21 protein-coding genes are annotated in these 21540 nt (G+C 45.4%); 5 read left to right on the top strand and 16 right to left on the bottom strand.

The features are described 5' to 3' along the window. Positions 1-235: 235 nt before the first annotated feature. From AC1RR2_RS08945 to ndk, 16 genes are all read right to left on the bottom strand, one after another. Positions 236-745, bottom strand: a complete 510-nt coding sequence (locus AC1RR2_RS08945; RefSeq protein ID WP_493221902.1) for a phosphoribosyltransferase — start codon at positions 743-745, stop codon at positions 236-238. A gap of 19 nt (positions 746-764) precedes the next feature. Beyond that, entirely contained in the window at positions 765-2078 is a 1314-nt protein-coding gene (locus AC1RR2_RS08940) for an adenylosuccinate synthase (protein WP_493221897.1), read from the bottom strand. A 6-nt stretch (positions 2079-2084) separates the two neighbouring features. Next, positions 2085-3236, bottom strand: a complete 1152-nt coding sequence (locus tag AC1RR2_RS08935; RefSeq protein ID WP_493221896.1) for an ATP phosphoribosyltransferase regulatory subunit — start codon at positions 3234-3236, stop codon at positions 2085-2087. Between the two features lie 117 nt (positions 3237-3353). Further along, a complete protein-coding gene (gene hflC / locus AC1RR2_RS08930; RefSeq protein ID WP_493221895.1) occupies positions 3354-4250 on the bottom strand; it encodes a protease modulator HflC in 897 nt (298 codons plus the stop codon). Next, positions 4250-5500, bottom strand: coding sequence for an FtsH protease activity modulator HflK (gene hflK / locus AC1RR2_RS08925; protein ID WP_493221894.1), 1251 nt, complete (start codon positions 5498-5500; stop codon positions 4250-4252). Before hflK ends, hflC begins: the two co-directional genes overlap by 1 nt. Before the next feature lie 104 nt (positions 5501-5604). Then, positions 5605-6714 (bottom strand): GTPase HflX, encoded by a 1110-nt coding sequence (gene hflX, locus AC1RR2_RS08920; protein WP_493221893.1) that lies wholly within the window; start codon positions 6712-6714, stop codon positions 5605-5607. 41 nt (positions 6715-6755) lie between these two features. Further along, on the bottom strand, positions 6756-6992 hold the full coding sequence (gene hfq / locus AC1RR2_RS08915) for an RNA chaperone Hfq (protein ID WP_189344399.1): 237 nt from the start codon (positions 6990-6992) through the stop codon (positions 6756-6758). Between the two features lie 148 nt (positions 6993-7140). Next, positions 7141-8484 carry a ribosome biogenesis GTPase Der gene (der, locus tag AC1RR2_RS08910; RefSeq protein WP_493221892.1) on the bottom strand — a complete coding sequence of 448 codons (1344 nt, stop codon included), beginning with the start codon at positions 8482-8484 and terminating at the stop codon, positions 7141-7143. Positions 8485-8488: 4 nt separating this feature from the next. Next, complete coding sequence (gene bamB / locus AC1RR2_RS08905; RefSeq protein WP_493221891.1) at positions 8489-9643, bottom strand: outer membrane protein assembly factor BamB; 1155 nt, start codon at positions 9641-9643, stop codon at positions 8489-8491. Positions 9644-9656: 13 nt separating this feature from the next. Further along, a complete protein-coding gene (locus tag AC1RR2_RS08900) occupies positions 9657-10325 on the bottom strand; it encodes a YfgM family protein (RefSeq protein ID WP_493221890.1) in 669 nt (222 codons plus the stop codon). 7 nt (positions 10326-10332) lie between these two features. Further along, entirely contained in the window at positions 10333-11694 is a 1362-nt protein-coding gene (hisS, locus tag AC1RR2_RS08895) for a histidine--tRNA ligase (protein ID WP_493221889.1), read from the bottom strand. 65 nt (positions 11695-11759) lie between these two features. Next, entirely contained in the window at positions 11760-13022 is a 1263-nt protein-coding gene (gene ispG / locus AC1RR2_RS08890) for a flavodoxin-dependent (E)-4-hydroxy-3-methylbut-2-enyl-diphosphate synthase (RefSeq protein WP_493221888.1), read from the bottom strand. Positions 13023-13024: 2 nt separating this feature from the next. Then, positions 13025-14101: a helix-turn-helix domain-containing protein gene (locus AC1RR2_RS08885; RefSeq protein ID WP_493221887.1), complete on the bottom strand. Its 1077-nt coding sequence runs from the start codon at positions 14099-14101 to the stop codon at positions 13025-13027. Further along, a complete protein-coding gene (gene pilW / locus AC1RR2_RS08880; RefSeq protein WP_493221886.1) occupies positions 14094-14867 on the bottom strand; it encodes a type IV pilus biogenesis/stability protein PilW in 774 nt (257 codons plus the stop codon). The genes AC1RR2_RS08885 and pilW overlap by 8 nt, the downstream gene beginning before the upstream one ends. Before the next feature lie 20 nt (positions 14868-14887). Continuing rightward, the gene (rlmN, locus tag AC1RR2_RS08875) at positions 14888-16045 is read right to left on the bottom strand and encodes a dual-specificity RNA methyltransferase RlmN (protein ID WP_493221885.1); all 1158 of its coding nucleotides are present in this window, start codon (positions 16043-16045) and stop codon (positions 14888-14890) included. An 89-nt stretch (positions 16046-16134) separates the two neighbouring features. Then, entirely contained in the window at positions 16135-16560 is a 426-nt protein-coding gene (gene ndk, locus AC1RR2_RS08870; RefSeq protein ID WP_186889323.1) for a nucleoside-diphosphate kinase, read from the bottom strand. Between the two features lie 291 nt (positions 16561-16851). Here ndk and dbpA point away from each other — a divergent pair, with 291 nt between their 5' ends. The 5 genes from dbpA to AC1RR2_RS08845 all read left to right on the top strand — a co-directional run bounded on the left by dbpA (position 16852) and on the right by AC1RR2_RS08845 (position 21386). After that, positions 16852-18234 (top strand): ATP-dependent RNA helicase DbpA, encoded by a 1383-nt coding sequence (gene dbpA / locus AC1RR2_RS08865; protein ID WP_493221884.1) that lies wholly within the window; start codon positions 16852-16854, stop codon positions 18232-18234. A 71-nt stretch (positions 18235-18305) separates the two neighbouring features. Then, a complete protein-coding gene (locus tag AC1RR2_RS08860; protein WP_493221883.1) occupies positions 18306-18941 on the top strand; it encodes a response regulator in 636 nt (211 codons plus the stop codon). Positions 18942-19129: 188 nt separating this feature from the next. Then, positions 19130-19543: a response regulator gene (locus tag AC1RR2_RS08855; RefSeq protein ID WP_493221882.1), complete on the top strand. Its 414-nt coding sequence runs from the start codon at positions 19130-19132 to the stop codon at positions 19541-19543. Between the two features lie 78 nt (positions 19544-19621). Beyond that, complete coding sequence (locus AC1RR2_RS08850; protein ID WP_493221881.1) at positions 19622-20500, top strand: helix-turn-helix domain-containing protein; 879 nt, start codon at positions 19622-19624, stop codon at positions 20498-20500. 46 nt (positions 20501-20546) lie between these two features. Beyond that, on the top strand, positions 20547-21386 hold the full coding sequence (locus AC1RR2_RS08845; protein WP_493221880.1) for a universal stress protein: 840 nt from the start codon (positions 20547-20549) through the stop codon (positions 21384-21386). Positions 21387-21540: the final 154 nt, after the last annotated feature.

The raw sequence follows: 21540 nt of genomic DNA, 5'->3' as shown, positions 1-21540 counted from the left end.
TACTGAGCACTACACCAAATTTACACCAAAACTCTCAAGAGCCGCATCAAACAATAGGATTTGATTCCCTCCGTGGGCACCACAGTATTAGTTTAAAAAGCCGTTAATTTATTAGCGGCTTTTTTGCTTTTTGAAATACGAAAAACAGGCAATTATTACAGCAAACCTAGTTAGGTAAATTGGACTAGACACAACAGAGTAAGTCCCTATTCATACTAAAAGTCCGTCAGCAATTTTATGCCAAGTCTTCAAAACTCAACGTATCGTAAATTTCAAACGGCTGATGTATCCAAGGCGTGCCTTCTACATACTCAATGTAAAAATCGGGGATGACTACCGATACCGACTTCACCCATATTACTGCACTCTTAATGTCACTAATCTCTGGATAATGAGTGCGCAACCATGGCTGCACTTCTTTAAAGGTAATACCTGAATCAACCAGATCATCCAGTAGCAATACCCTACCGCGCAGATTTTGCTCAACACTGGCGACGCTCCCGCCTATCTGAATTTGCCCATGCTCTTGTCCAGCAGATCCACGATAAGAACTGACCGAGAGTATGCTCAAAGGCAATTTAAACAGGCGCGAAAAAACATCACCTAAGCGAAGTCCTCCGCGCGCCAGGCACAAAATATGATCGAACTGCAAGCCCGATTCATGGATTTTCAATGCTAAGAGTTCTATCGAGCGATGATACTCATCCCAAGAAACCCACAAATCATTTTGCTCAGTATTCAAGATCAATTATTTTCAAAAACGATTACAAGAACGGATGACGCAATACAATCGTTTCTTCACGGTCTGGGCCGGTAGAAACCATATCGATAGGTACACCAACTAATTCTTCAATACGCTTAATGTAATTACGTGCATTGACTGGCAAGGCATCCATAGATTGCGCACCCACTGTCGACTCAGACCAGCCTGGCATTTCTTCGTACACGGCCACACAACGCGCCGCATCTTCCGCACCAACAGGGAAAATATCCACTGCTTTACCATCAATCGTGTAGCCAGTGCACAGTTTCAACGACTCTAGGCCATCCAAAACATCGAGCTTGGTCAAGCACATACCCGACACGCCATTAATTTGCACGGAACGCTTCAACAATGCCGCATCAAACCAACCGCAACGACGCGCGCGACCGGTGACCGTACCAAATTCATGACCCACACTCGCCAAGTGCTTACCGACACCTTGATCGGTTGGCAATTCAGATGGGAATGGACCTGAACCTACACGTGTCGTATACGCTTTAGTGATACCCAAGATGTAATGCAACATGCCAGGGCCAACGCCGGAACCAGCAGACGCATTACCAGCGACACAGTTACTTGAAGTGACGAAAGGATAAGTACCATGATCGATATCGAGCAAACTACCTTGCGCACCTTCGAACAACAAACTTGCACCGTTCTTGTAAGCTGCGTGTAAAGCGCTAGAAACGTCAGTCACCATAGGACGGATGCGTGCGACATCGCGCATCGCATCGTCATAGGTTTTTTGGAAATCGACAGGCTCGGCTTTCAAATAATTTACCAAGACGTAATTATGGTATTCCAAATTTTCTTTGAGCTTTTCGGCAAAGCGTTCTGGATTCAACAAGTCAGCAACGCGAATCGCACGACGAGCCACTTTATCTTCGTACGCAGGACCAATACCTTTACCCGTTGTACCAATTTTGGCAGCACCACGCGCAGCTTCACGCGCTGCATCGAGCGCCGTGTGGTAAGGCAAAATGACTGGGCATGCTTCAGAAATCTTTAAACGTGAGCAAACTTCAACGCCGTTCGCTTCTAATTTATCAATTTCACGCAGCAAATCTGGCACGGACAAAACAACACCGTTACCGATATAGCAAGCCGTACCTGCACGCATGATTCCAGAAGGAATCAATTGCAAAGCGGTCTTCTGACCACCGATAACCAAGGTGTGGCCCGCATTATGGCCGCCTTGAAAACGCACCACGCCTTGCGCGTGATCCGTCAACCAATCGACGATCTTACCTTTGCCTTCATCGCCCCACTGGGTACCAATGACAACTACGTTTTTTGCTGGTTTATTTTGTGACATCGCTCATCAACCTACAGTTTTTAAAATCCATTGACTACCATCGAATTCGACCATGCGCGTGCATTCAAATTCGTCCTGTTCATTCTCGTGACCGGGCAGATTTTGTATCACCACTTCGCCCGCCTGGCGTAATTCATTTATCTTGTGACGCAACGCGGGATCTGGACTCCAAGGAGCCAAAATCGCATTCTTACGCTCTGCAGAAGGCATCAAGCGTGCCAATTCACGCAAATCTAATGAGAATCCAGTTGCCGGACGTGCACGTCCAAACGCTTCACCGACGTGATCATAGCGACCACCGCGTGCAACGGCATTCGGCAAGCCTGGAACAAAAGCATTAAACATCACACCACTGTGGTAGTGATAGCCGCGTAAATCCGCTAAATCAACCGTAACTTTGGCACTACCTGCCAAATCGACCAAATAGGCCAATTCGTCCAATGCTATCGCAATCCCATCGAGTTTGGGCAAAATTTCACGGGCTTTTTGAATAATCGCTTTATCGCCATATAAATTTGGCAAATCCAATAAAGCTTGACGAACTTCCGGTTGGAAGTCTTTCGTCAACTCCTTCAATGCCGGCAGATCTTTCGCTTCTAGCAAAGCGAATAATTGCGACTCATGTCGTTTCGCTGCAGCATCACTATTCAACAATGCGCGTAACACACCAACGTGACAGAGGTCTAAACGTACTTCAGAGATATTCGCCAATGCTAAAGATGCCAGCATCAGCTCCTGAATTTCAGCATCAGCTTCAAGACCAGCGTGGCCATAGATCTCGCCGCCGATTTGCAAGGGCTCACGCGTCGCATGCAAACCTGATGGGCGGGTATGTAAAACACTACCGGCATAGCACAAACGCGTAACCGATTTGCGATTCAGCAAATGCGCATCTATCCGCGCCACCTGCGTCGTCATATCAGCACGTACGCCCATAGTTCGACCGGAAATTTGATCAACTAATTTAAAGGTGCGTAAATCCATATCTTGCCCGGCACCAGTCAATAGAGACTCAATGTATTCAAGCAGAGGTGGCATGACTAATTCATAGCCATAGCAACGGAAGTTATCTAACAAAACACGGCGCAACTCTTCTATCTTGCGCGCTTCTGATGGCAAGACGTCGGCGATGTTTTCTGGGAGTAGCCAATTTGGCATAGGGAACAATCTTCAGCAATAGCAATACTGCAAACATTAATGGATCGGGCAAAAACTAGAAAGACTGCAGTTCAAAATGAAATGCAGTCTATCTAACGTCACCCACTTTTAGTACATTTACTTTTTCGGTGCAGCTCCGGCAGTTCCCGCTCCTGGCGCTTTAAAATATTTAAAGAATTCCGAGTTTTGATCAACTACCATCATGTCACTCTTGTTCTTAAAGCTAGCACGATATGCCTCCAGACTGCGGTAGAACTTGTAGAACTCCGCATTTTGACTAAATGCCTGCGAATAGATTTTCGCCGCTTCTGCATCACCTGCACCACTGATTGTTTGCGCTTCTTTATACGCCTCAGCCACAATCACAATACGCTGACGATCTGCGTCAGCGCGAATTTTTTCGGAATCTGCGAAACCAGTAGAACGTAATTCATTCGCAACCCGGCTACGCTCAGCCTTCATACGCTCATAGACAGAATTATTAATCTGCTCCACGTAGTCCACGCGCTGCAAACGAACGTCAACGATTTCAACACCGATTTGCTTTGCTTCATCCGTGACTTTTTTACGGATCGCTTGCATCACTTTATCGCGCTCACCAGAGATCACATCACGCACTGAGCGCTTGGTAATTTCTTCGTTCAATGCCGCCTTAACGATTTGTGATAAACGGTCACGGGCTCGACTTTCTTCGCCGCCAAAACTAACGAAATACAATTTTGGTTCCGTGATATGCCATTTAACATAGGTATCAACCAAAATATTTTTCTTTTCCGCAGTAATAAAACGATCAGCTTCGGGAGACTCTATCGTCAAAATACGCTTATCCAAAAACATCACATTTTGAAACGGCGGTGGCAATTTGAAATGTAAGCCAGGTTCGCTAATGACCGCTTTCACCTCGCCCAAGGCAAATACGATGGCATGCGATCTTTGATCAACTACAAAAATCGTCGAATACGCGGCCATACCGACAATTACCAAAGCCACTATAGAAGAAATAAATTTATTCATTAACGTGACTCCCTGTCGCGAGAATCGCGAGTACGACCGTCTTTGACTCCACGTACTTCGACTGTCGTCATGGTATCGCTGGCGGCATTTCCTGTCGCTGTACTAGCTGGCTGGCTGCTCTTCACAGCACTCTCGCCATTCAGTTTATCTAAAGGCAAATAAATCATATTGTTTGCGCTCTTGGTATCCATCATTAACTTGGTCGTACTCGAGAAAATCTGCTGCATGGTTTCTAAGTACATACGATCTCGTGTCACAGCGGGTGCTTTCTGATACTCAACCAAGACTTGTTTAAAGCGTGCAGCATTACCCTCTGCATTGGCAATCACGCGTGAACGATAACCTTCAGCATCCTGCAACATGCGAGATGCCTCACCACGTGCTTTAGGAATGACATCATTCGCATAAGCCTGGCCTTCATTTTTTTGGCGTTCTTTATCCTGACCTGCTTTCACCGCATCATCAAAAGCCGCCTGCACTTGCTCTGGAGGCTGCACTGCTTGCATCGTGACGTTCGTAATTTGCGCACCAGATTCATAACGATCCAGAACTTGCTGCATCAACAAATTCACATCTAACGCCACTTTCTCGCGGCCTTCGTACAATACAAAATCCATTTTGCTGCGGCCAACAATTTCACGAATCGCAGTTTCAGCAACCTGACGTATCATTTCTTCCTGATCGCGATTGCTATACAACCATTTTGCGGCATCCTTCAATTTGTACTGCACTGCGAATTGTATGTCGATGATGTTTTCATCATCGGTCAACATCAAAGCCTCTTTCGGCTGCTTATTTTTAACATTATTGCGATATCCAATCTCAACTGTGCGAACCTGCAGCACATTTACAATTTCATGTGCTTGGATCGGCGTGGGCCAGCGCCAATTGAAACCTGGACTTGTTTGATAGCTATATTTACCAAACGTGGTGATGACGCCAGTCTGACCTTCTTGCACGATAAAAAAGCCACTGATCATCCAAAAAAATGCCACGACGACCACAATCACGCCAAAGCCAATTTTGGCAAATGTGGAATCAGAAGGACCACCGCCGCCACCATCTCCGCCACCATTTCTACCAAACATACGTGCAATCGATTGATTGAAATCACGCCACAACTGATCTAGATCAGGAGGTCCTTCTTCAGGCTTTTTGCCGTCTTGCTTTCCATCTTTGGAACCACGACCCCACTGAGGATCGTTCAAAGACAACAAAGGCTTTATTCGTTTAAAAAAGGGAATTCGCATTCGTTCATTACTCACTAAAAAAGTTGAACTATTATTGCTTAATTACTGACAATTTACTGCTAAATTATCGCGATACTGGTTTTAACAAGCCTGCCTTAAACAAGCTACTCCTCAATCAAAGACTCGCTAATTGATTCAGTTTTGACTGGAGTTTCCTGCATCAACTCAATGATGGCGATTCGCAATAAATCAATACCCAAACCATTCTTTGCACTTAAAAAAACTCTATCGATTTTACCATATTCATCGCGCTCTACGGCAGCGGGCAAATCAGCCTGATCAATCTTGTTCCAAACTAACAGTTGCGGAATATGATCAGCACCAATTTCCTTTAATACATGATTCACCTGATCGATCTGATCATTACGAACGGCACTACCACCATCAACCACGTGAAGTAACAAATCAGCATGAATCGTTTCTTCCAACGTGGCTCTAAATGAGGCAACCAATTGATGCGGCAAATCTCGGATGAATCCAACGGTATCAGAAACAACAATGTTTCCAACACCTTCCAAATACAAGCGACGCGAAGTGGTATCAAGCGTCGCGAACAATTGGTTGGCGGCATAAGTGCCCGCCTTTGTCAAAGCATTGAACAACGTAGACTTGCCAGCATTGGTATAACCCACCAAAGACACCGTGAACGTGTTGCTGCGACCGCGCGAACGACGTTGTGTTTCACGTTGCTTATGAAGTTTTTCCATCTTTGCCTTGAGCATCTTCACCCGCTCACCTAGCAAACGTCTATCGGTCTCCAACTGGGTCTCACCTGGACCACGTAAACCGATACCGCCCTTTTGACGTTCCAAATGGGTCCAACCACGAACCAGACGAGTTGCCAGATGCTGCAGCTGAGCTAATTCAACCTGCACTTTACCTTCGTGACTCTTAGCTCGTTGCGCGAAAATATCTAAAATCAAGCTAGTTCTATCGACCACACGAATCTTTAAATGCCGCTCCAAATTTCTCTGTTGCGCTGGCGACAATGCGTGATTGAAAATAACGAGATCTAATGTGAGATCAGTGACAGCGTGTGCGATCTCATCGGCCTTACCCGAGCCGACAAATAATGCCGCGTCTGGACTAGAACGCTTACATGCTATGGTTGTGATGGTCTCAGCCCCCGCCGACAGCGCGAGCTGAGAAAGTTCGTCTAAACTTGCAGCAAAATCACCCTTGCCGAAGTCCACGCCAACTAGTGCAGCGCGCATAAGAACCTAAAAATATTACGACAATTGAACTTCAAAAATAATTACTCTGCTTCTGATTCTGAATTAATACTCACCGCACGGGCTGGTACAACAGTAGAGATTGCGTGCTTGTACACCATTTGCGTCACAGTATTACGCAATAACACAACGTACTGATCAAATGACTCAACATGGCCTTGCAACTTAATGCCATTCACTAAGTAGATCGAGACAGGGATATGCTCTTTTCTTAATGCGTTCAAAAATGGGTCTTGTAACAGTTGCCCTTTATTGCTCATAACAGCTCCATTGTGTTGTTGTGATTAGGAGTTGGGGACACCTTTTATAATTTCAAGTGTCCAAAAGATAATTAAGATACCACGAGAACTTAATTTTTAAAATACTTACTGCCAATTAAACGAAGTAAAGTTCGTCGCAACTTATTTTTTACTTCGAATCTTTAGTGAAAGGGTTTTTACCCGAACGCATTTCTATACGCAAAGGTGTGCCAGTCAAAGAAAAAGTTTCTCTGAAATGCTTTTCCAAATAACGCTTATACACATCACCAATCGCATCCAGAGCATTGCCATGAATAACGATGATAGGTGGATTCTGGCCGCCTTGATGGGCATAACGCATCTTAGGTCGAATTGACCCCTTACGTTTCGGCTGTTGATGTTCAACCGCTTCAATCAGAGCACGCGTCAATTTTGGTGTCGACAAATTCACCATGGCCGCTTCGTACGCTGCATCAATTGATTTCATCAGCGGACTAATGCCTGTCGACTTCAGCGCAGAAATAAAATGAAATTTCGCAAAAGTCAGGAAATTCAATTTGCGCTCAATGTCCATCTTAATTTCATCGCGCCTATCGCTTTGCAAACCATCCCATTTATTGACTCCGACCACTAAGGCGCGACCTGACTCCAAAATAAATCCTGCAATATGAGCGTCTTGTTCCGAGATATCTTGTTGTGCATCAAGTAAAAGTAAGACGACATTTGCTTCGGAAACTGATTGCAAAGTTTTGACTACAGAGAATTTTTCAATGGCTTCAAACACCTTGCCGCGGCGACGGATACCTGCAGTATCAATTAAAGTGTACTGTTGTCCATCGCGCTCAAAAGGAATTTCAATGGAATCACGTGTGGTTCCTGGCATATCGAAAGCAATAACACGCTCCTCACCCAACAAGGTATTCACCAAGGTTGATTTACCAACATTGGGACGACCAACGATAGCTATCTTAATACCTTTAGCTGCATCAGCGACTTCATCTTCTTCTTGTGGCCGCGAAGCATGCGCAATATTAAGCGCTTCGTCCACTAAATCAGCGACGCCATCACCATGTGCGGATGAAATCACGTAAGGATCACCCAAACCAAGCTCATAAAAATCAGCAGCAACGCTGGTATAGCGCATACCTTCTGCTTTGTTCACCACCAACATGACTGAGCGACCTGATTTACGCAAAAAATCGGTAATCGTTTTATCATGAGGAGTTAAACCTTGACGACCATCCACCAAAAAAATGACGACATCGGCTTCAGCGACGGCTTGTTTGGTTTGCTTTGCCATTTCGTGCATGATGCCTTCTTTGGCCACTGGTTCAAAGCCACCAGTATCGATGACCAAAAATGGGCGCTCCCCCACTCTTCCCTCACCATAATGGCGATCACGGGTTAAGCCAGGCATATCAGCGACTAAAGCATCACGGGTACGCGTCAGGCGGTTAAAGAGTGTAGATTTGCCGACGTTAGGTCGACCGATTAAAGCAATAACTGGTTTCATTAATTTATTCCGTCGCAAACGCGACAACAGCACCTAGTTTAGTTTGCACAACCAGGTTATTACCGACCAAAGTCGGGGCAGACATAATCTTACTTCCATCCGTAGCCATACGCGCTAGGAAAGAACCATCTTCTCTAGATAAAAAGTGTAAATAACCAAAACGATCACCGATCACGACTGCACGACCGAACGATGATGGTGTGGCCAATCCACGATTCGTCAATTTGTCATTTTTCCACATCGTGGCACCGCCACTCAATGCGTAGGCAAAAACACCACCTTCATTATCAGCCGCGAACGCAAATCGCTCATCGGCAGCAACTCCCACTTCGCTGGAAATATTTTTCGTCCACTTTGCACTACCATTCGTCAAATCAAAGCAACCTACACGACCTTGATAACTAGCAGCACAAACATTATTACCGACCACAGCAGGTGCACCGGACATATCAACAATACGCTCTAGCTCAGTTGCGCCTTTTGGCTCAGCAGCAGTCGCTTCCCAACGCAAGCCACCATTTTGCAAAGCCACCGCGACTAACTTGCCTCCGGGAGAAGAAATGATCGCCAACTGATCTTTGATCGTAATCCCGGTCACTATACGCAAAGTCAACACTGGCAATGGCCGCTCAAGCGTCCATTTGCGTTGACCAGAATTGATATCAAATGCAGAAATACGATTATCAATGCTATGCACTAAAACCAGATCATCCGACAAAGCGGGCGCGGACAAAATTTCACTAGTTGCTTGATTTTTCCAACGCAATTTACCTTGTGTATCAAACACAAACAACACACCTTTTTCGCCTGCGACCGCAACGGCTTTTTGATTCGCACCAACACCTGCAGTCAAAGGCAAGTCTGCTTTAATTTTCCAAGCAACCTGACCGTTGGCATTGTTGATTTTTGCGATGGTGCCATCTGCCGCAGCGGCATACACATCATTACCCACAGCCACTGGCGAAAACACATAGTCGCCAGCACTTGCAAGATTAACTGTCCAAGCATTCTTTACTGCCATAGCTTGCTTAAACTCTTGCAATGGTGCCGGTACATTCTTTGTATCCACTTTGGCAAATGGATTTAAAGACGACAGTGTCGAACATCCAGACAACAAACTCAAACTAACAATAAGAGACAAAGTGCTGCGTGAAAACATAGTCAATTCCAATTTATTTTTTCTCTGAAGGGATCGCAGCTTTGGCTTGTATTGCACCACCAATTGCATCCAACTTTATCTGAACTAACTGGCGCCCAGCATGTTTCTCACCCATTTTATCTAAAGCGCTTTTATAGGCATCACGTGCTTCATTGATTTTATTTTGAGCGACCAAAATATCTGCTTTTTTATCTAAAACATCGGCTTCGAATTCGGCTGGAAAATCACCCATTAAAATCTTGGTGGCTTCGTCAAAATTCTTTTCATCTAACAAAATCGCGGATAAGCGCAATTTCGCCAATGCTTTAAATTCATTGGTATTTGCATGCTCAACAGCCCAAGTTAACTGCATCTTAGCGACCTTCAGGTCATTGTTGTCGAATGCGCTTTTCGCTGCCGCAAAAGCAGCCATAGTGGCATAGGCGGTACCGCTGTATTTCTCGAGAACCACCGCAGTCGCGCCTTGTACCTTAGCATTATCTTTTAAACTAACCGCACGCTGAACTTCTTCGTACAAAGTTGAGGCTTGCGTTGCCTGATTACGCTGATAGGTATTCCAGCCAGTCCAAGCCGCAAAACTTGACAAGGCAGCGATAAGCAACCACGTCACTAAATTGCCATATTGTTTCCACCATGCTTTGAGGGTGTCTATTTGTTCTTGCTCTTCGAGATCGTATGCCATTTTTTTATTAATGATGAATGTGAATATGATTAGGATTATCGCACTGGGATTCGTCGTGATCAGCACCAACGATTTGATCGACTAAATAATCAACCGCGGTATCAAAAGGAACGCTGGTTTGATTATTCGCAAAGTCGTCTGAACGCATGGACTTAACGGTGACTGTCTCGCTCGCAGCCTCATCTTCGCCAATAATAACGGCAAATGCGGCACCGCTAGCATCTGCTTTCTTCATTTGCGATTTAAAACTACCGATTCCCGTAGCAGATGCGCAATGTAACACAACATCTAAGCCTGCATCACGTAAACGCTCTCCTAAAACGAAAGATTGCATTTGTGCCTGTTCACCTTGATGTACTAAATAGACATCACAACTATTCGCAACCTCAGCGTCGCCATTGAGCTTCATTAATTCCAATAAGCGTTCAACGCCCATTGCGAATCCACATGCTGGGGTATGCTTACCACCAAAAATTGTGAACAAAGTATCGTAGCGACCGCCGGCACATACCGTACCTTGCGCACCCAATTCGTCAGTAACCCATTCAAACACAGTACGGTTATAGTAATCCATACCGCGCACCAGTCTTGGATTGATCGTGAATGGGATACTATTGTGACGCAATATTTTTTGCACGCCTTCAAAATGCGCTTTGGATTCTTCACCCAAGAAATCTAACAACTTCGGAGCATTGTTTACCAAGTCTTGCATCGCTGGGTTCTTGGTATCGAGAATGCGCAGTGGATTAGTGTAAAGACGGCGTTGAGCCTCTGCATCCAACTGCTCCTTGTGCTGCTCGAAATAAGCAATCAATTCTGCTCGATGTTGATTACGCTCGGCAGCATCACCGATCGAATTGAGCTCCAAACGAACATTTGTCAAGCCAAGGTCATCCCACAAACGCTGGCACATCGCGATCAATTCAGCATCAATATCAGGGCCAGCGAAACCTAAGGCTTCCGCACCGACTTGATGAAATTGACGGTAGCGACCACGTTGCGGTTTCTCATGACGAAACATGGGGCCGTTATACCAAACGCGCTTAGGACCTTCGTAAGTAATATTGTGTTCCAAAGCCGCTCGCACAATACCCGCCGTATTTTCAGGGCGCAAAGTGAGCTTATCGCCGTTCATCGAATCTTCGAAAGAATACATCTCTTTTTCAACGATATCGGTTACTGCGCCCAAACCGCGCGCAAATAATGGCGTAGCTTCCACAATAGGCGTACGCATTTGCTGAAAGCCGTAGCTCTTCAATACCGACTGCACCGTATTTTCAAATAATTCCCAAAGCGCAGCCTGCTCTGGGAGAACATCATTCATCCCTTTGATACCGCTGATCTTCTCTATTTTTTTATCTTCGGACATGCACTTATTTCCAATTTAAATTCAACTATGTTTTTGATTGAAATTTCTTATTTCTTACCCCGACTCTACTCTGATGGTGCGTAATGGGTTTGTACATAATCAAGCACGATCTGCTGAAAATCTTTTGCAATATTTTCACCACGCAGCGTCATCGCCTTCACACCATCAATAAAAACGGGCGCGGCTGGTGACTCACCCGTGCCAGGTAGGCTGATACCAATATTGGCATGCTTAGATTCACCAGGCCCATTCACAATGCATCCCATTACAGCAACATTCATGCTTTCAACCCCGGGATGACTAAGCTTCCAACTTGGCATTTGTTCACGCAAAAAAGATTGAATATCGTCGGCTAATTCTTGAAACACCGTAGATGTCGTTCTGCCACAACCCGGGCAAGCAATCACCATAGGCATAAATTTACGCAGCCCCATGGTTTGTAAAATTTCTTGCGCAACAAAAACTTCACGACAGCGATCACCACCAGGCTCTGGTGTCAAAGAAATCCGAATGGTATCGCCTATACCTTCTTGCAGCAAAACCGACAAAGCTGCGGTCGAGGCCACGATCCCCTTGCTTCCCATACCCGCCTCAGTCAAGCCTAAATGCAATGGATAATCGCAATGCTTAGCAATTTCTCGATAAACTGCAATCAAATCCTGAACGCCAGACACTTTGCAAGACAGAATAATTTTATCCGCAGCCAAGCCCAACTCTTCAGCTCTATGAGCACTTTCAATCGCAGAGGTTATCAAGGCCTGGTACATGACCGATTGTGCACTCAGTGGCTCAGCTCGATTGGAATTTTCATCCATAATTCTAGCAAGCAAAGCTTGGTCCAAACTTCCCCAATTTACGCCAATACGAACAGGCTTATCGTAGCGACAAGCCATCTCTATCATTTGTGCAAACTGTGTATCACGTTTAGCGCCTTGCCCCACATTGCCGGGATTAATCCTGTACTTGGATAAAGCTTGGGCGCAATCAGGAAAATCTTTCAACAAAGTGTGACCGTTGTAATGAAAATCACCGACTAGAGGCACGTCGATATCCATACGATCCAACTGCTCCCGAATTGCAGGGACTGCAGCTGCGGCTTCAGGATTATTCACAGTGATGCGCACCAACTCTGACCCAGCCCGTGCCAAGTCTTTAATCTGTATTGCCGTGGCGATCACATCGGCCGTATCCGTATTGGTCATGGACTGAATCACGACGGGAGCATTTCCTCCCACCACGACAAGCCTATCCTTGTAACTGACTTTGACGGATCTAGATAGGCGTCGCAATTGCGCGCCAGATGATATCTCTTGCAAATCAATCAGCATGACTACTTCACCACCAAATTGGCTACATTACTACCACGCTCAGAGGATACATTTAAGGCTTGACCACGCAATATTGCATCGACTCCGGCCGCATTACCAATTCTCACGGACAGTGCCTGTTTCACACTAAACGACTCTTCGGTACCAGCCTTGGCCAAGTGAGAGCTCAGTATAGTGCCATCCTCAGTCTTCACTTGTATCCATGAATTTTCTCGAAATTTAACAACGAGTAAATTCGAATCCGAAGGCAAACCACCAACTGGACTCACAGCAGGTTTCGAGCCCGAGTTTGCATTGATGAGATTATTTGAAACTGCAGCTACGGCAGGGACCACAACTGTCTCAGCAGGCGTTGAAGCTGAATGATTTTCTTGTGATGCAACTGAAGTCAGGTTTCTATTTTCAGCATGTGAACTTGATGCTGGCACACTTTCAGCACCCTGCAGAGCAGGCATGGAACCCGTGGAACTATCGGCCTTTGGCTGATTAATGTTTGCCACGGCAGCACTGGCATTTAACACTTCCGTTTCAGGGATACCTGGCTTGGCAAGTCCATCTTGCGTCAATTGCGTACTCACGGGCGTCTGAAACATCGTGATCAGATTTTTACCAAACTCCGTGCGCTGAATGACCAGAAAAATTGCCACCAACAAGACAAGAAAAATCGCACCTATGATATAGCGTCGATTATTATCGTGATGCCCTAACAAAGACAAGCGAGAGTCCACAAACGGCGTTGACAAAGCTGGACGCAAGGAGGTCTCTAGTTGCATAGGCGAACTATCTTTAGGCAACAAAGCGATCAAACTATCTGCATCAATTTTGAGCAATTTGGCATAAGCACGCACGAATCCTCGCACAATAACTAATTTCGGCAATACTTCAAAACGATTTGATTCAAGGGCTAGAATTTGTCCATGGGACAACTTTAACTGCTCAGCCACATATTGAATGCTCCAGTTTTTTTCTTGACGGCTTGTCGACAACCTCTCACCAACTGAAAAATCTTTTAGCATTCTAGCTGGCTCAGGAGCTTCATTCGCTTCCTCACGAGTCGACACCTGCGACAAATCATTCATTAAACGCACCCTTTTGAAACGAAGCGAATTCTTTTGAATTCGGATGTCTGCGACGTAGCTGTGTTGCCAAGCCATTCACCGACGCCGAATCTCCAAGCTTATTATCTATTTTGATCGCCAGCCACAATACATCGGCAGCAAAAATTTCTTCGCGCAATACGCGCTGAATATAAATTCTGGCATCGGCTAACTGCCCTCTGTCAAAATACAACTTCGCGAGGTTGCCATTAATAGTGGGATTATTGGGCTGTATTTCGGCACCCATTTTAAAATAGCGCTCGGCGGTCGCAAGATCTTTCATACGCAAACTACAAACTCCAGCGCTCACCATGGACTTAACCGGCGCAGCATAAGTACGATCGCTTAAGACCTTATCAAACAGTGGCAATGCCTGTTTACCACGACCATTTTCACACAGGAACCAAGCGTAATTATTAGTAATATCTGAATTTGCCGGGTCTAATTTACGCGCATGCAAAAAATTCTCCTCCGCCCTTGCCATATCATTCATTTCCATCTGAATTAAGGCACGCAAACTATACGCATCCGCGAAATTCGGCGACAAACTGATCACCTGGCGTATCTCCTCCAAGGCCGGCTTGTATTGCCCTTGAGTGAAATAATCCACAGCGAGCTGCATGCGAATTGAGATGCGACGTTGCACATCTGGGGTTTCTGTCGTTACCTTCTCATCGTCCATAGAACTCACGAAACGAGAGCTAGAACAAGCAGCCAACAACAATGCGCAAGAACATAAAAAGATCATCGAAACTGCTTTGCAGGATTTCATTCTTTAATCTCCGTAATTTTGCCGAAATTGGGACCAAATTTTTTCTGATACTCCGACATTTGCTGCATGCGTTCCTGCACTCGCGTTCTATCTTGCACTTCGCCTGCCAATTGACCGCAAGCAGCATCAATATCGTCACCGCGCGTTTTACGCACAGTCGTGACAATACCAGCGTCCATTAAAATTTGTGCAAACAATTTGATACGCACGTTTGGTGAGCGCTTTAAACCTGACTCTGGAAACGGATTGAAGGGAATTAAATTAAATTTACACGGAACTGTTTTCACTAAGGCGACCAGTTCACGAGCATGCTGATCGCTATCATTCACACCATCGAGCATACAATATTCGAATGTAATAAAGTCGCGTGGTGCAAATTCCAAATAACGACGACATGCATCCATCAATTCATGCAATGGATATTTTTTATTCAGCGGCACCAAGCCATCGCGCAATTGATCATTCGATGCGTGAAGTGAAACCGCCATCGCGACCGGACATTCTTTCGACAACTTATCGATCATCGGCACTACGCCACTCGTGGACAAGGTGACGCGACGACGAGATAAGCCGTAGGCATTATCATCCAGCATCAATTTTAAAGCGGTGACAGTAGGCTCAAAATTCAACAAGGGCTCACCCATACCCATCATCACGACATTGGTAATTTGGCGCTCACCTTTTGGACCAGGCTCTATGCCCTTAGTTCGGCGCAGCTCAAACTCAGCCATCCACAATTGGCCGATGATTTCACCTACGCTTAAATTACGATTAAAACCTTGCTTACCGGTAGAACAAAAACGGCAATTAACAGCGCAGCCTGCTTGCGTAGAAATACACAAAGTGCCGCGATTTTCTTCTGGAATAAAGACGGTCTCAACCGCATTTCCATTCCCGACATCGACTAACCACTTGCGGGTACCGTCAGTCGAAGTATGATCACTAATCACTGCTGGCGCAGAGATATGCGCGCGCCCTGCCAACTTCTCTCGCAATGATTTTGCCAGATCAGTCATCTCATCAAAATTGCTAGCGCCGAATTGGTGTATCCAGCGCTGCAATTGTTTTGCGCGAAACGGCTTCTCACCCAACTCGCCACAGTAAGCTACAAGTTGTGCAGGATCAAAATCCAATAAGTTGGTGAGTGCCGTCATTTAAATCTTCAAAGTTAAATTTTTCTCGCGCCTGAGGCTAGTGCCACAGTTAAAACTAATAATTGCAAGTACGTTCGCTTCTGTACAGATTAACGTGAATACACGTTCAATGCTGGAAAGAAGTAAGCGATTTCATTGGCAGCTGTTTCAGCAGCATCAGAACCATGAACTGCGTTTGCATCGATAGATTCAGCGAAATCAGCGCGGATTGTGCCTTTTTCTGCTTTCTTAGGATCAGTTGCGCCCATCAAATCACGATTAGTCAAAATCGCGTTTTCGCCTTCTAATACTTGTACAAAAACAGGACCAGAGATCATGAAATCGACCAAATCTTTAAAGAATGGACGTGCAGCGTGCACAGCGTAGAAACCTTCTGCTTCAGCGCGGGACAATTGTGTCAAGCGAGCGGCAACAACTTTCAAGCCAGCGCCTTCAAAGCGGCTGACGATTTGACCGATAACGTTTTTTGCAACTGCGTCAGGTTTGATGATTGATAATGTACGTTCGATAGCCATCTAAAAACTCCAATAAAAAGAAAGGGTTAAGATAAAATTTCAAGAATTCATCTAACCTTAGATTTTAGCATGAAACCCATTACTCTAGGGAACATGTCAATTAAACCAATTTAGAAATTGATTTGGTGAAATTGCCGCAAGAAGAGCTACTGATGCCGTTTAACCAGGTTAAATCATTTTCAAATTTATACGAAAATCACAAAAAATCTGCATAAATTTGGCTAAACATAGTGCTTCCACAGTGCAACTGTTAGACTGCGCACTTCAATGAAAAAGACAAATACTGACATTATGCAAACTGCCCAACGATTTTCCGAACTCCCGCTAACAAGCGCCATGCTTGATAATTTAACCAGTCTTGGCTATCTGGAGATGACCGAAATTCAAGCCGCCAGCATTCCTGTCATGTTGGAACAACAAGATCTAATTGCCCAGGCAAAAACAGGAAGTGGCAAGACTGCGGCTTTCGGCATAGGCATTTTGAGCAAGCTCAATCCCAGCTATTTCGCTACGCAGGCACTGGTGGTTTGCCCCACCAGAGAACTGGCAGATCAAGTATCCAACGAATTGCGACGATTAGCCCGCGCAATCGGCAATGTAAAAATTCTCACCTTATGCGGCGGAACACCAATGCGACCCCAAATTGCCTCTTTGGAACATGGCGCGCACATTGTGGTCGGCACCCCAGGTCGATTACTCGATCATATCGGTCGCAATAGTATTAATTTGGCGACGGTCCAAACACTGGTATTGGACGAAGCAGATCGCATGGTGGATATGGGTTTTTTCGAAGACATCGTCGGTATCGTTGCCGCCTGCTCTCCACGGCGCCAAACTTTGCTTTTTTCAGCGACCTATCCAAACGATATGCGCAATGCGAGCGCCAGCTTCTTACGTGACCCGGTTGAAATTAAGGTAGAAAGCCAACATGCCGGTCAGCAAATTGAACAGCTGTTTTTCGAAGTAAGTGCCGAAACCAGAAATGCCGCAGTTAGCCAGTTACTGTTCCACTATCAGCCCATCTCTAGTATCGCTTTTTGCAATACCAAAATTCATTGCCGCGAATTGGCAGAAGAGCTGCAACAACAAGGCATCACTGCTTTAGCACTACACGGCGACCTAGAGCAACGTGATCGCGACGAAATTTTAGTCTTGTTCGCTAATCAAAGTTGCTCTGTTCTGGTTGCAACCGATGTTGCAGCACGCGGAATCGACATTCAATCCTTAGGTGCGGTAATTAATGTAGATGTATCAAAAGACACTGAGGTTCATATACATCGCATCGGACGTACTGGTCGCGCCGGAGAACGCGGGCTAGCCTTGACCTTAGTTGCACCCAATGAAAAAAAATGGGTGCGCCTGATCGAAGAGTATCAAAATCGAACTGCTGTATGGAAATCGCTGACAGAGTTAGAACTTCATCAGACTGATTTACAAGCGCCGATGATTAGCTTATGCATCTCGGGAGGCAAAAAAGACAAATTACGCCCCGGTGATATCTTGGGTGCACTCACCGGCGATGTCGGCTTAAGAAAAGACCAGGTCGGCAAAATCAATGTGTTTGAATTTATGTCCTATGTAGCAGTTGAGCGCAGCATTGCAGAACATGCACTCAAAAAATTAAGTCTGTGCAATATCAAAGGGCGACAATTTAAAATCAGAGAGATCACCTGATCTACACGATGAAAAGCAGTGCGAAATAAAGTAAAAAACATTAAAAAAGAACAGCAAAGAGTATCAAGCTTATGATAAAAATTCTGATTGCAGACGACCATACCATTATGCGCGAGGGACTAAAGCGCATTTTAGATGGCATTGAGGACATTCAAGTCATAGGCGAAGCCATCGACGGACACGATACCTTGACCAAAGTCCGTTCAGAAATTTTTGACGTATTACTCCTAGACCTCTCGATGCCAGGACGTAGTGGCGTTGATTTGATTCATCAGATTAAGGATGAATTTCCCAAGCTGCCGATTTTAATCCTCACCATGCACGAAGAGGAACAATATGCGGTAAGAGCGATTCGAGCTGGCGCGAATGGCTATTTAACCAAAGAAAGTGCGGGGACACAATTGGTCACCGCACTAAGGAAAGTTGCATCTGGGAGGCCCTACATCAGTATGGAGGTGGCAGAACAATTAGCGATGTCGGCCATGCCATCGAACAATAACAACACTAGCCATAGCGCCTTGTCGGACAGAGAATTCGAAGTGTTTTGCCATTTAGCCAAAGGAAAATCCATCACAGAAATCGGTGACATGCTACATCTCAGCGTCAAAACAGTGAGCACACACAAAACACGTATCATGCAAAAAATGGAATTAAATTCAATTTCCGAATTAGTCCAATATGCGATGACGCATCATTTGCTCAATTAGTCCCTAAACAGTTCAACTCACAGCGAATGCATAAAAAATGCAAACGCACCGCCCTCCCATTTCCCAAAATCAGCCTGTGCTATAGCTCTAGGCTGTAGGAATATTCCTAGCTGTACGGTACGAACTCCCACACTTTAAATCAGCGAACACTGATTTAAATCAAATGCGCGCGCCGCCATAATAGACACATGCCAATCGCACCCAGTCCATTAAAGATCAAACCCGCCATGAATCTGTTTATCGTCGAAGACTCACTGCTGATACAAAATCGCCTGGTACGGTTCATCGAAGAATTGCCAGATGTCAGCATCGTTGGTATCAGCCCAGACATCGCCAGCGCTTACGAAAAAATTCTGGATACACACACAGACACCATGATTTTGGACATTCAACTGAGCGATGGAAATGGTTTGCTATTACTCAAAAAAATAAAAACAACGCATCCTGAAATTCGTGTGGTGGTACTCACTAATCACTCTAGCGAAGCCAATCGCATGCAAGCTTTACGTGCAGGTGCCGATAGTTTTCTCGACAAGTCCACTGATTTCGAGCAAATCCCCAGCCTCCTGCATCGCTGGCATACACCTGACAGCGCTCATTGATCGAGTAAATACGAGTAAAAAATTCAACGCTCATTGCCATTAAAACAGTTTATAAATTCTTCTTAAAGAGAGCCCATCATGTCTAACTTATTTACTCTTCCTCAGCCAAATCGTTTTGCCGATGTCGCGAATTTGTCTGACAGCGCATGGCGTCAACAAGGTAGCCTTTGGTCAAACCTGCGCCAAATCTGCGAACTATTAGCCATCCCGGCACCCGTCACTGCAGACGGAGAAGATACTTTATTTCAGCACGTTCGTTTCAAAGCAGGTCAACGCATACATCGCATAGGTCAAGTCTTCGACACCCTCTACATCGTCAATTCCGGCTTCATCAAAACAGTGCACATAGACGAATATGGTAATGAGCAAGTCTTAAGTTTCCCTATGAAAGGTGATTTACTGGGAATCGATGGCATACACAAACAGCATTATGCGTCGGAAGCCATAGCCTTAAGTGACTGCGACATGATTTTACTTCCTTACAAAACCTTCACCTCATTGGGTCGTGTGCACGTAGAACTGGAACAAGCCATGTTCAGTGTGATGAGTCGTGAAATCGTGCGTGAGCAAATGATGATCAGTATGCTCAGCGCCCTAAGTGCAGAAGCGAAAGTTGCACGATTCTTGACGAATCTCGGTGAACGTTTCAATCAAATGGGCTATTCTGGCCGTAGCTTTAACTTGCGTATGACACGTCAGGAAATTGGCAGTTACCTTGGTTTAACACTGGAAACAGTCAGCCGTACGCTCTCTGCCCTAAATGAGCTAGGCATGATCTCGGTAGAGCAACGCGAAATCAAATTGAATGATCTTGTTGCATTAAAGACTTTGCGCCGCTTGCCACCATCCAAAGCACGCATTAAAGTAGCAAAAAATGTCACGGAAAAAGTGAGCGCTTTAGTCAATAAAAATTTACTGCCACAATGGAATGGCGAGATGGCAGTCGCATTGAACTAAGGCTTGTTGACTCAAATTTTATTCACGATCGAGGCTGAGGTAAATCATGACTTACAAGACCATCTTGCTGCATGTGGACGAATCTCAAAGTGCCAAGCATCGTGCGCATTTGGCGCAGACGATAGCCAGCACATTTAATGCCCACCTCACTGGGGTCGCTTTAACCGGCATCTCGCGCTATATATTTGAAAGCACGGATCTTGGCGTGGGCGATCCGAATATTATGCTGCATCTTTCCGCACTGAGAGAGCGTGCGGAAAGAGCTTTAACGCAATTTAAGCAGATAAGTACTGGTTTGGGCATCACGACAACCGAATGCATAGTCGCCAACGACGAGGCGAATGGTGGTCTGGGTTTACGGGCACGCTATTCTGATCTGATTGTGATTGGACAAACCAATCGCGATGAACCCTCACCCTCAGTCATGTCAGACTTTCCCGAATTTATGATTGTCAATTCAGGGCGACCAGTACTCATCGTTCCACACACCTCGATCGCAAGTTCCCTTGGTGACATCAGCGTTGTGGCATGGGATGGCAGTCGTGAATCGGCACGCGCTGTGACCGATGCGATTCCTTTGCTCAAACTTAGCAAGCAAGTATATGTTCTGATCATCAACCCAAATGAGCGCGCAGAAGCCCACGGTGATGAACCCGGTGCCGACATCGCCCTCTTCCTCGCACGTCACGATATCAAAGTCGAGATTGCGACACGCTTTAGCTCCCACGACATTGGATCTAGCATTCTTGCTGCATGCAAAGAAATAAACGCTAACCTGCTAGTAATGGGTGGCTATGGTCATTCTCGCTTCAGAGAAATGATTATGGGTGGCGTCACCAGAACGGTATTGGAAAACATGAATATTCCTGTGCTTATGTCGCACTAATGAAGTAATTCGTGCGATGTAAGCCAGTGTATAACCGCTGGTGTTCATTGGCGCCTAAATAAGTGAATTCGCATTTAGGACAAAGTATCTGACAGAAATCACTTTCACCTTACAACTACGACACATTTGCCGATAAAATCCAGATTTTCGCAAT

Source organism: Undibacterium sp. GW821-FHT11H02 (assembly GCF_058808015.1).
The sequence above is the reverse complement of the archived record's forward strand: the minus strand, read 5'-3'. Positions and strand labels throughout refer to the sequence as shown.

Coding starts and splice junctions, on each gene's coding strand:
- hisS (WP_493221889.1), bottom strand. CDS start 11,694: ATGTCCGAAGATAAAAAAATAGAGAAGATCAGCGGTATCAAAGGGATG.
- hflX (WP_493221893.1), bottom strand. CDS start 6,714: ATGCGCGCTGCACTAGTTGGCGTGGACTTCGGCAAGGGTGATTTTGCT.
- ispG (WP_493221888.1), bottom strand. CDS start 13,022: ATGCTGATTGATTTGCAAGAGATATCATCTGGCGCGCAATTGCGACGC.
- ndk (WP_186889323.1), bottom strand. CDS start 16,560: ATGGCTATCGAACGTACATTATCAATCATCAAACCTGACGCAGTTGCA.
- AC1RR2_RS08855 (WP_493221882.1), top strand. CDS start 19,130: ATGCCAATCGCACCCAGTCCATTAAAGATCAAACCCGCCATGAATCTG.
- AC1RR2_RS08850 (WP_493221881.1), top strand. CDS start 19,622: ATGTCTAACTTATTTACTCTTCCTCAGCCAAATCGTTTTGCCGATGTC.
- AC1RR2_RS08900 (WP_493221890.1), bottom strand. CDS start 10,325: ATGGCATACGATCTCGAAGAGCAAGAACAAATAGACACCCTCAAAGCA.
- AC1RR2_RS08885 (WP_493221887.1), bottom strand. CDS start 14,101: ATGAATGATTTGTCGCAGGTGTCGACTCGTGAGGAAGCGAATGAAGCT.
- dbpA (WP_493221884.1), top strand. CDS start 16,852: ATGCAAACTGCCCAACGATTTTCCGAACTCCCGCTAACAAGCGCCATG.
- pilW (WP_493221886.1), bottom strand. CDS start 14,867: ATGATCTTTTTATGTTCTTGCGCATTGTTGTTGGCTGCTTGTTCTAGC.
- AC1RR2_RS08845 (WP_493221880.1), top strand. CDS start 20,547: ATGACTTACAAGACCATCTTGCTGCATGTGGACGAATCTCAAAGTGCC.
- hflK (WP_493221894.1), bottom strand. CDS start 5,500: ATGCGAATTCCCTTTTTTAAACGAATAAAGCCTTTGTTGTCTTTGAAC.
- AC1RR2_RS08935 (WP_493221896.1), bottom strand. CDS start 3,236: ATGCCAAATTGGCTACTCCCAGAAAACATCGCCGACGTCTTGCCATCA.
- AC1RR2_RS08860 (WP_493221883.1), top strand. CDS start 18,306: ATGATAAAAATTCTGATTGCAGACGACCATACCATTATGCGCGAGGGA.
- hflC (WP_493221895.1), bottom strand. CDS start 4,250: ATGAATAAATTTATTTCTTCTATAGTGGCTTTGGTAATTGTCGGTATG.
- der (WP_493221892.1), bottom strand. CDS start 8,484: ATGAAACCAGTTATTGCTTTAATCGGTCGACCTAACGTCGGCAAATCT.
- rlmN (WP_493221885.1), bottom strand. CDS start 16,045: ATGACGGCACTCACCAACTTATTGGATTTTGATCCTGCACAACTTGTA.
- hfq (WP_189344399.1), bottom strand. CDS start 6,992: ATGAGCAATAAAGGGCAACTGTTACAAGACCCATTTTTGAACGCATTA.
- bamB (WP_493221891.1), bottom strand. CDS start 9,643: ATGTTTTCACGCAGCACTTTGTCTCTTATTGTTAGTTTGAGTTTGTTG.
- AC1RR2_RS08940 (WP_493221897.1), bottom strand. CDS start 2,078: ATGTCACAAAATAAACCAGCAAAAAACGTAGTTGTCATTGGTACCCAG.